General features: G+C 62.7%; 6 protein-coding genes and 1 pseudogene. 4 read left to right on the forward strand and 3 right to left on the reverse strand.

What is annotated here, in order from left to right:
- Positions 1-271: pseudogene (locus ACIQ36_RS15915) on the reverse strand (hypothetical protein); the annotation flags it as partial.
- 95 nt (positions 272-366) lie between these two features.
- Positions 367-768 carry a hypothetical protein gene (locus ACIQ36_RS15920; RefSeq protein WP_395831085.1) on the reverse strand — a complete coding sequence of 134 codons (402 nt, stop codon included), beginning with the start codon at positions 766-768 and terminating at the stop codon, positions 367-369.
- 333 nt (positions 769-1,101) lie between these two features.
- Between ACIQ36_RS15920 and ACIQ36_RS15925 the strand changes: the two genes are divergently transcribed.
- From ACIQ36_RS15925 to ACIQ36_RS15935, 3 genes are all read left to right on the forward strand, one after another.
- Positions 1,102-4,008: a LodA/GoxA family CTQ-dependent oxidase gene (locus ACIQ36_RS15925; RefSeq protein ID WP_395831087.1), complete on the forward strand. Its 2,907-nt coding sequence runs from the start codon at positions 1,102-1,104 to the stop codon at positions 4,006-4,008.
- 19 nt (positions 4,009-4,027) lie between these two features.
- Positions 4,028-5,104: an NAD(P)/FAD-dependent oxidoreductase gene (locus ACIQ36_RS15930; RefSeq protein WP_395831089.1), complete on the forward strand. Its 1,077-nt coding sequence runs from the start codon at positions 4,028-4,030 to the stop codon at positions 5,102-5,104.
- 150 nt (positions 5,105-5,254) lie between these two features.
- Positions 5,255-6,997 carry an ABC transporter ATP-binding protein gene (locus ACIQ36_RS15935; RefSeq protein WP_395831091.1) on the forward strand — a complete coding sequence of 581 codons (1,743 nt, stop codon included), beginning with the start codon at positions 5,255-5,257 and terminating at the stop codon, positions 6,995-6,997.
- Here the strand turns inward: ACIQ36_RS15935 and ACIQ36_RS15940 are convergent.
- On the reverse strand, positions 6,951-7,232 hold the full coding sequence (locus tag ACIQ36_RS15940) for a PqqD family peptide modification chaperone (RefSeq protein ID WP_395831093.1): 282 nt from the start codon (positions 7,230-7,232) through the stop codon (positions 6,951-6,953). The genes ACIQ36_RS15935 and ACIQ36_RS15940 overlap by 47 nt on opposite strands.
- A 130-nt stretch (positions 7,233-7,362) precedes the next feature.
- Here ACIQ36_RS15940 and ACIQ36_RS15945 point away from each other — a divergent pair, with 130 nt between their 5' ends.
- Positions 7,363-8,277 carry a serine kinase gene (locus ACIQ36_RS15945; RefSeq protein ID WP_395831095.1) on the forward strand — a complete coding sequence of 305 codons (915 nt, stop codon included), beginning with the start codon at positions 7,363-7,365 and terminating at the stop codon, positions 8,275-8,277.
- Positions 8,278-8,311 lie beyond the last annotated feature (34 nt).

Genomic DNA, 8,311 nt, shown 5'->3' on the forward strand with positions numbered 1-8,311 from the left:
AATCGGCAAGATCGGTGACACTGCTGTGCAGCAGGCGGCCCGGCCCGAGGATATCGAGAATTTGCCGCCGCCCGTCGGTTAGCCCCTGGGAGAGCATGACGCAGCCGCTAAGAATACGGAACGCATCGACCGCATCCGTACTGCGCAGGGGCAGAATCGTTCCCTGGGCCATGCGCACGCGGCGGGCGGCGTTGATGTTGCGGTGGGGGGAAGCGCGATAGGCGGGCCGCCGCTCTAAACGCGGCGGCGTTGAGACGCTAAGACTATGCATGGGAACCCGTCCGGCAAAGCGCCGATGGTTTCCCCAGAAGGGCAGAAACAACCGGCGCGCGATGGCCTAGGCGCTACGGAAAACCGTAGGGCCGCTCAAGCAATCGCGAAGGCCGGGGGACCGATAGGGGGGGCTTGCGGCGGAAAGAACTGCCGATAAAAGGCTTCCGGGCGCTGTTTTTGGGCTGTCGTGTTGGTGCTAACGGGCGGGACGACCAGAAGCGCACCCTGCGCCGGGCCGCTTAAAAAGGCCGAGGCCCCGAGAAGGCAGAGGTCGCACAGATGCGCGGCCATCTTTTTACCCGTCTGACCGTCATCGGTCGTTCCAGGCAAGCAGAGCGGCGGCAAGGAGCCATCCGGCAAGGCATAAAGGATTAAATCTTTCGCCGAATTTTGGCTCTGCACCGCTGGCAAAGATTTGGCAAATCCGCCCCAAAGAACGGCCACAGCGCACAAAAGGCGCATCACATGGGCGAGAAGAAGGGGGAGCCGAGCCATGATTTTGGTTTAACCGCAATTCGCGGCGTCTGCAAACCCGATGATTGTATCGACCTCGGCCAAAGGGCTGAAACTCAGAATTTCCGCGCTTAGGCTAAGGGGGCGGCATCGCTGCGCGCTCCCAGGGTTTTGGTGCAGTTCCGCGTCATAGTGCAATTTTGTGTACCAGCTTTCGTTTTATATTCTTTATCGGGTATGGTATAAGGCTATCGCCAACACTAAATTGAAAGAGAAGCCATAATGGATCATCTTAAGGGAAATAAAGCAGAGCCCGCTTCGAGCATTGACTGTACTCTTGATCCGATTGCTTCGTTAAAAACTATGTTCGTCGATATGGTTCAAGGCAGGCGTATCGCTAAGGGCCAATGCCCCGCGTTACGGCCGGTGTTTTTAAAACCCCACGGCGTTGCGGCGGCGCAGTTCCGCATCCGGTCCGATTTACCAACGCAGTACCAGGTTGGCCTTTTTGCGAATGTGGGCAAGGCCTATGATGCTTGGGTGCGTTTTTCCTCCGACACGCTCCCGACGAGTGGCGATTTCAAATCGACGCTCGGCATCGGCATCAAGCTGTTCGATGTGCCCGGCGCGAAATTGATCGGTAATCCCGATGCGCCGACCTTCGACTTTATTTTGCAGAATTTCGACGTGTTTTTCGTCAATACCGCCGCCGATATGTGCGCCTTCACCAAGGCGGGCGTCGTGGATGGCGACTATGGCCCCTATCTGGCGGCCCATCCCGAGACCGATGCCCTGCTGAAGGCGATGGAAAAGCCGGTGGCGAGCGTGCTGGCAACGCCCTATTGGAGCGGCCTGCCGTTTTGCTTCGGCGATACTTACGCCAAATATAAGCTGGAGCCGACGCTGTACGTCGATCCCCCCGCAGGCAATCCCGCCGATCCGACCTATCTTGCCGCCGATCTCGCCCGCCGCCTGAGCGCGGGCGCGGTGAGTTTCCGCTTCATGGTGCAGCTTCGTACCGTGCCCGATCAAATGCCGCTGGATGAGGCGACGGTCGTCTGGCCGGAAGACCTGAGCCCGCCGATCCATGTGGCCGACCTTGTGATTGCGCAGCAGGATGTCAACGCGCGCGGTCAAGCCGCCTATGGCGAAAACCTCTCCATGAACATCTGGCGCGTGACCGAGGCCCATAAGCCGGTCGGCTCCATCGCCGATGCGCGCCGGGTGGTCTATGCCGCCGCCGCCGAGTTGCGCCGCCATGTGAACGGCGTTCCCCTGGGGGAACCCGATTCGCCGCGCCCATTTTCCGTAGACGCGCCGCAAGGGGCCGATACGGTCATCGTTCGGGCGGCCATTCATCCGGCCATCGGCATTGCGCGCATTGGCGACGCCGCGACTGAATATTTCATCGGCCCGGAAGTCGTCGATGCCCCGCCGGAAAGCGCGCCGCCGCCGGATTTCTACCGGGATGCGACCGGGGCGATGAAGCGCCAAGCCGCCCGCTTCCGCGTCTATGGCTATAATGCCGCCGGTGAGGTTGTTCGTGAGCTAACCAGCGACAGCGCCGATATTACCTGGACCGTCCATGTCGCCAACCGCAAGGCGCAATGGTATCAGTTCCAGTATGCGCTCGACATTCCCGAAGCGCTGAACGCGCCGGACAATGCCTTTCCCCTGCGCAATCCCGATATCGCCACGAAAGATCGTGGAATCCTCGCCATTGATCCCGGCCCGCGCAGTATTTCCGGCCGCACGGTTTCCGGCCCCGCTTATGCGTTCGATAGCGGAACCTTCAAGGGCGTTCCCGTGCCCTTGGGCGAAATTCAGACCGATGCCGATGGGCGGCTGATTTTCCTCGGTGGTCACGGCAAATCCGCCTCGCCCACGAACGCCCCGGTGTACGACCCGGCCAACCCGCCCAGCTTCAACAATGCCGATGATTGGTACGATGACACCTCCGACGGCCCGGTTACGGCGGAAGTCTCGATCAATGGAGCGCCGATTCCGGTCGAAGGGGCCTGGGTGGTCGTCGCCCCGCCGAATTACGCGCCGGATATCGTGAGCTGGCGCACGATGTATGATCTCATGTGCGATGTCTCGGTGCAGGCGGGTTGGATGGCGATGCCGAACACGCCGTCGTTCACCAACGATATTCTGCCGATCCTGCAGCGGCTCAGCAATCTGCAATGGGTGAACAAAGGCTTCGCGGCTTATTTCGGCAAAGGCTGCCCGCTCGATTTCAATAACCCCGCCTTGATCGAAAAACTGGCGCAGAAACCCAGTGGGGCCGACGATCCTTACAGTGAATTGCGCCGCACCCTGTTTAACAACTTCCGCCCCGCAGCGCCGATTGTTGCCGAACCCGTGGCGTGGCCACATGTTCAGCCCTGGATCTACGGCGATGCGTTCGGCAGTTTCTCGGCGACCGGCCCTGGCAATATGCTAACGATGACCGGCTTGCAGGAAGCCATTCTGCGCAAATGGGTCGAAGGTCATTTCGTTGCCGACTGGCCCGAGGCGCTGAAGCCTGTCACGAAGATCAGCGAAGTCCCGCTGGCCGACCAGCCCCATATGCTCGACAAGGCGGCGCTGCACTATTGCCTGTCGGATACCTTCCATCCCGGCTGCGAAATGACCTGGCCGATGCGGCACGCAAGCCTTTATTCCGCCCCGTTCCGCATTCGCCTGCGCCCCGCCGATCAGCCCGAGCCGGATTATGGCTCGACCATGACCCCGCTGCTGGTGGAAAAAGTCGGCGGGCCGCTCTACGCCCAGCCGCCGGGCGGCATTACCCGCTGGATGGCGATTCCCTGGCAGGGCGATACGGCCTTCTGCCGCTCCGGCTATGATCCGGAGTATGACCCCTACCTGCCCACCTTCTGGGCGGCGCGCGTCCCCAATCAGGTGCTGACCGAAGCGGATTACGCCACGGTGATCGACACCAGCCTGCCCCGTACCGACCGAGTCGCGGCCTATAACCGCCGCGTCAGTTGGTTGCGGGCGATCCAGAACCACCAAACCGCTCAGGTGATGATGGATATGATCGCCGATTTTGGGCAATTGGGCATTGTCGAGGCGCGACCGGGCGTTAAGGACGATCCCGATTTCCCTGAGTATATCTATGTCGAAACCCTCGCGGCGGGAACCGTCAAGGCGGCGGCGGATCATGCGGTCCGGCTGCTGGCAGTCGCGCCGCAACCAGCGAGCAAGTTGGAAAAAGCCGGGTGGGCGAGCCGCGAGCAGCTTGAAGCCTTCCGCGCCGTCCGTGTCCAAAAACGCTAGATCTGAGGCCGGTATAAGCTTGTCTGAGGAAGAGGGGCCGAGCGTCGATGTGGTGATTGCCGGGGCCGGGCCAGCCGGGGCGATTGCGGCCCGGCACCTCGCCCAGGCAGGCCGATCGGTTCTTATCGTCGATCGGCTGCGGGCGCAGCCGCCGCGCCTTGGGGAAACCCTTCCGGGGGCGGCGCAAAGGCTTTTGGCGCGCCACGGGCTCGCAACCCTCGCCGTGTCGGGGGAGCATCACGCGCCCGTCGGCGGCGGGCTCACGGTTTGGGGCAGCGACGCGGCGGTGCCGAGCGATGCGCTGCAAGATCCCTATGGCCCGGGTCTGCGCTTGGACCGGCGGCATTTCGATTCGGCCTTGCGCGCCGCCAGCCTTGAGGCCGGGTGCCGGTGCTGGACGGCGGATGTTAAGCGTCTCACTTGGCAGGACGGGGTTTGGCGCATCAATCTTGATGATGGCCGCCACATCCGCGCCGGGTTCATTATGGATGCGACTGGACGGCGCGCCCGCCTCGCCCGGCTTCTCGGTATCGGGCAGCGGCGGAAGTCGGACTTGGTCGCCCTGTACCAACTGGCAAAGCCCGCGAAAAATGCCGAGCTAACGCGCACACTGATTGAGGCGACGCCCGAGGGCTGGATCTATGCCGGGCGGCTTGCCGATGGTCGTTGGTCAATCGGTTATCACACTTTGGCACGGGAAGCGGTCCGCCTGCGCCGATCCCCCGAAGCCTGGTTAGCACGCCTTGCCGGTGCGCCGCATCTCGCCTCTCGCCTCGGGGCTTTAAGTTGGGAGGGCGGGCAGGTTAGTGCGCGCGATGCTGGCGGCATGATTCTCGACACCCCCTATGGCGAAGGCTGGATTGCCGTGGGAGATGCTGTCCTGGCCTTCGACCCGATTGCCGGTCAGGGACTGTTCAACGCGCTGCGCACCGGTATTGCTGCCGCCGAGGCGATCCTTACCTCCCGATATTCGGCCTATGCGGAAGAAGTGGCGCGCGTCGCCGCAATCTATACCGGGCGTCGCTTGTCTCTCTATCAGGCCGAAAGCCGTTGGGCCGACCGCGCCTTTTGGCAAACCCAGCAGCACGTGTCTTGACGTGCTTTAGAGCTTTCATGCGGGATTTGTTCGAAAGGGTGATCTGGCGGCAGAGCCTTGTTGCTGGTTGATCGGGCCAGACTCGAAGCGGGGGCGGCGATGGGCTATGGTGCGCGTCGTTCCGTTTGCCCCAAGGATCTTTAACGCGCGATGGGCTTTTTTTCCCGCAAATCCTTGAAACCCCTTCGAACGATCACGCGGCAAACGGGGTTTCTGTGGCGCGATATTGTCGCGACCAGCGGGCCGCGCTTTTGGCAGGTGGCGGTTTTGGCGTCGGTGGCGGCGCTGGTGCAGGGCGGTGGGCTGTTGCTGCTGCACCCGATTTTGCAGATCCTTGGGCTTGCGGGATCGGCCCCACCGCGTTTCCCGGTCTTGGGCGCGCTGGGGCAGGCGGTTGGGCTCGGCGGGGCGCTCGCGTTTTACGTTGCATTGATTACGGCTTCGGGGGCGTTGATCTACGCCCAGACGATGGCCGCGCTTCATTTGGTCATCGCTTATGGCGACACGCTGCGAAACCGGCTTTATCACGCTATTATGGCGGTGGAATGGGACCTCGCGACCAACTTGCGCCCGGCGACCTTGGCCCAAAGCCTCACCCGCGAGGTCTCCCAATGCGGCTGGGCGGTGCAGCAGGCGGTGCAACTGTTCGCAACCGTGCTGCAAGTGCCGGTGCTGTTGGCAGTGGCGATGGTGCTGTCGCCGCTGTTCACGGCGATTGCCTGCGGTTTGGCGGTGCTGGTCGCCGTCGCGCTGCTGCCGCTGAACCGGCGGAATTACGCGCTCGCCGCTCGCTTCGCCGGGGCTAATCGGGCGTTGCATGCCGAGGTGGCCGATGAACTTGCCGGGCTTCGCATTCTGAAAGTCTTGCGCGCCGAAACCGTGCGGAGTGCCGCTTTTTTTCAGCAAGTCACCGCGTTGCGCTCCCGGCAGATCGATCAAGCGCGCGCGTCGGGGCTTGCGGGGCGGGCCCAGACGAGCCTTGCGGCGGCGGTGGTTGCGGCGGCGGTTTGGTTCGGGCTCGAAACCCTCGCGCTCTCGCTCGCCGATGTGCTGACGCTGGTGCTGATTTTCGCGCGGATTCTGATGCTGGTACAGCGCCTGCAAGATCAAGGGCGGCAGATTATTCGCGTTCTGCCGATTTTTGAGACGATCCGCCGCCAGATCGAAACCTATCGCGCCGCCACCGAACCCGAGGCGACCGAAGCGCCGGTCTTCCACCAAGAAATCCGGCTGGAAAATCTGGGCTATCGCTACACGCCGACCGGGCCGTGGGCGGTGCGCGGGATCGATGCCATCATCCCCGTGGGATCAATCACCGCGGTCATCGGCCCCTCCGGCGCGGGGAAATCGACCCTGGCGGACCTTTTAATGGGGCTGACCGAGGCGCGCGAAGGACGGATTAAGATCGACGGCGTGCCGCTCACAGGGGGCACGCGCGTGGCGTGGCGGCGGCGGGTGGCCTATGTGCCGCAGGACCCGTTTCTATTCCACGATAGTTTGCGCGCCAATTTGCTTCTGGCGAAACCCGACGCGCGCGAGGAAGACCTTTGGCGCGCCCTGGACCGGGCGGCGGCGGGTTTCGTTCGCCAGCTTCCCGAGGGGCTCGAAACGCGGATGGGGGAGCGTGGCACGCGGTTGTCGGGCGGCGAGCGGCAGCGGATCGCCCTGGCGCGCGCCCTGTTGCAAGAACCCGATCTTCTGGTGATGGACGAGGCAACCAGCGCGCTCGACGATGACACCGAACAACAAATTCTGCACGCGCTGGCCCGCGCGCGCGGGCAGGTGACAATGCTGGTGATTGCGCATCGGTCGGCCTCGATTGCGCTGGCCGACCGTCAGATCATTCTTACGCCGCCCGAACCTCAATCATCTTCTGCGCCTCAAGATAGCTGAGGAATTCCAGCGTGTCGGCTTCGATCGTCTCAAGGGGGGTTTGATAGGCGCTGGCGAGGTCTGCGCAGAGATCGCGGACGCGAACGGGCTGCTTCAGCCGTTCCCAAACCGCGCGGCTGGTGGCGGTGAGGGCATAATATTGGCCGTTCTCGACGCTCATCAGCACGGTTTCGTCGCCCACATTGGCGTCGAGAATAGCGTCGTTCCGAACAATAATCGTCTCAAGGGCTACCATGCTTTCCTATACCTCTCTCTCATGCCTACCCTTTATATAAGGGTAGATGGGCGCTTGGGATTGTATAAACTGCGCGCGACTCGATAATTATACCGCAACCCTACGGGGTGGGGAAAGCTGACTGGAGCTTATGAGCGATTACCAACTTTTCGGCTGGCGCGTGCAGAGTGCTTTGCCGCTCCCCGAGCTTCTACCCTGGCAGGGGGAGGCGTGCGCGCCAGATCTCATCGTCGAGATGGGGGCGGTACCGCCGCTGGACCAATCCCTGCCGAGCTTTAGCCCCGCTATTCAAATCGGCGCGACGGGGGTGAGGGTCGCCATTCCGGCGGTCGCAACCTATTGGGTGGAAGCGGGACGGCGCGTTGTCATCGAGCCGGTTTTGCCAGAAGACGCGCCCGATGTTCGCGTGTTTCTGCTGGGAACGGTGCTGGCGATCCTCTGCTTTCAGCGCGGCTTGCTGCCGTTGCATGCCAGCGCGGTCGATATCGGCGGGCGGGTTCTGCTGCTGTCGGGCATCTCAGGGGCCGGGAAGTCTACCCTGGCCGCCGCTTTTTCCGCGCGGGGCTACCCGCTCCTAAGCGACGATCTCTGCGCGCTTGAGGTGCGGGAAGGCCAGCCTCTGAGGATTCTTCCTGCCTTTCCGCGCGTGAAACTGTGGCGCGATTCGGCGGAGCAGCTTCAAGTCGCGTTCGCTGGGTTGGAGCGCAGCCGCGAAGAATTGGAAAAATATCACGTTCCGCTGGCAGAAGCGCTGTTCCAATCCAATGCGCTGCCGCCTGCGCAAATCGTCTTGCTGCGGACCGAGCGCGCGCCGGAGCAGCACCTCCCGCGCCGTCTGGTTGGGGTGGAGGCGCTGCGGCGACATGATCTTGTTCACCGCTGGCGGTTAGGCGTGGCGCTGGGGTACCAAGCGTTGATCTTCAAAGCGATGGCGCGGTTGATCGAAGCGGCGCCGGTGATGGAAGTGGCCCGCAGCGAGGATCTGGCCGATCTTCCCGCGCTGGTCGATAGGGTCCGCGCCCTCGTGGAGGTTCCGCGCGGATGAGCGGGATTTATAGGCTCGCTTCATATCCGAAGTC

Origin of the sequence: Elstera sp., from assembly GCF_044372965.1 — a bacterium.
GTDB lineage: Bacteria > Pseudomonadota > Alphaproteobacteria > Elsterales > Elsteraceae > Elstera.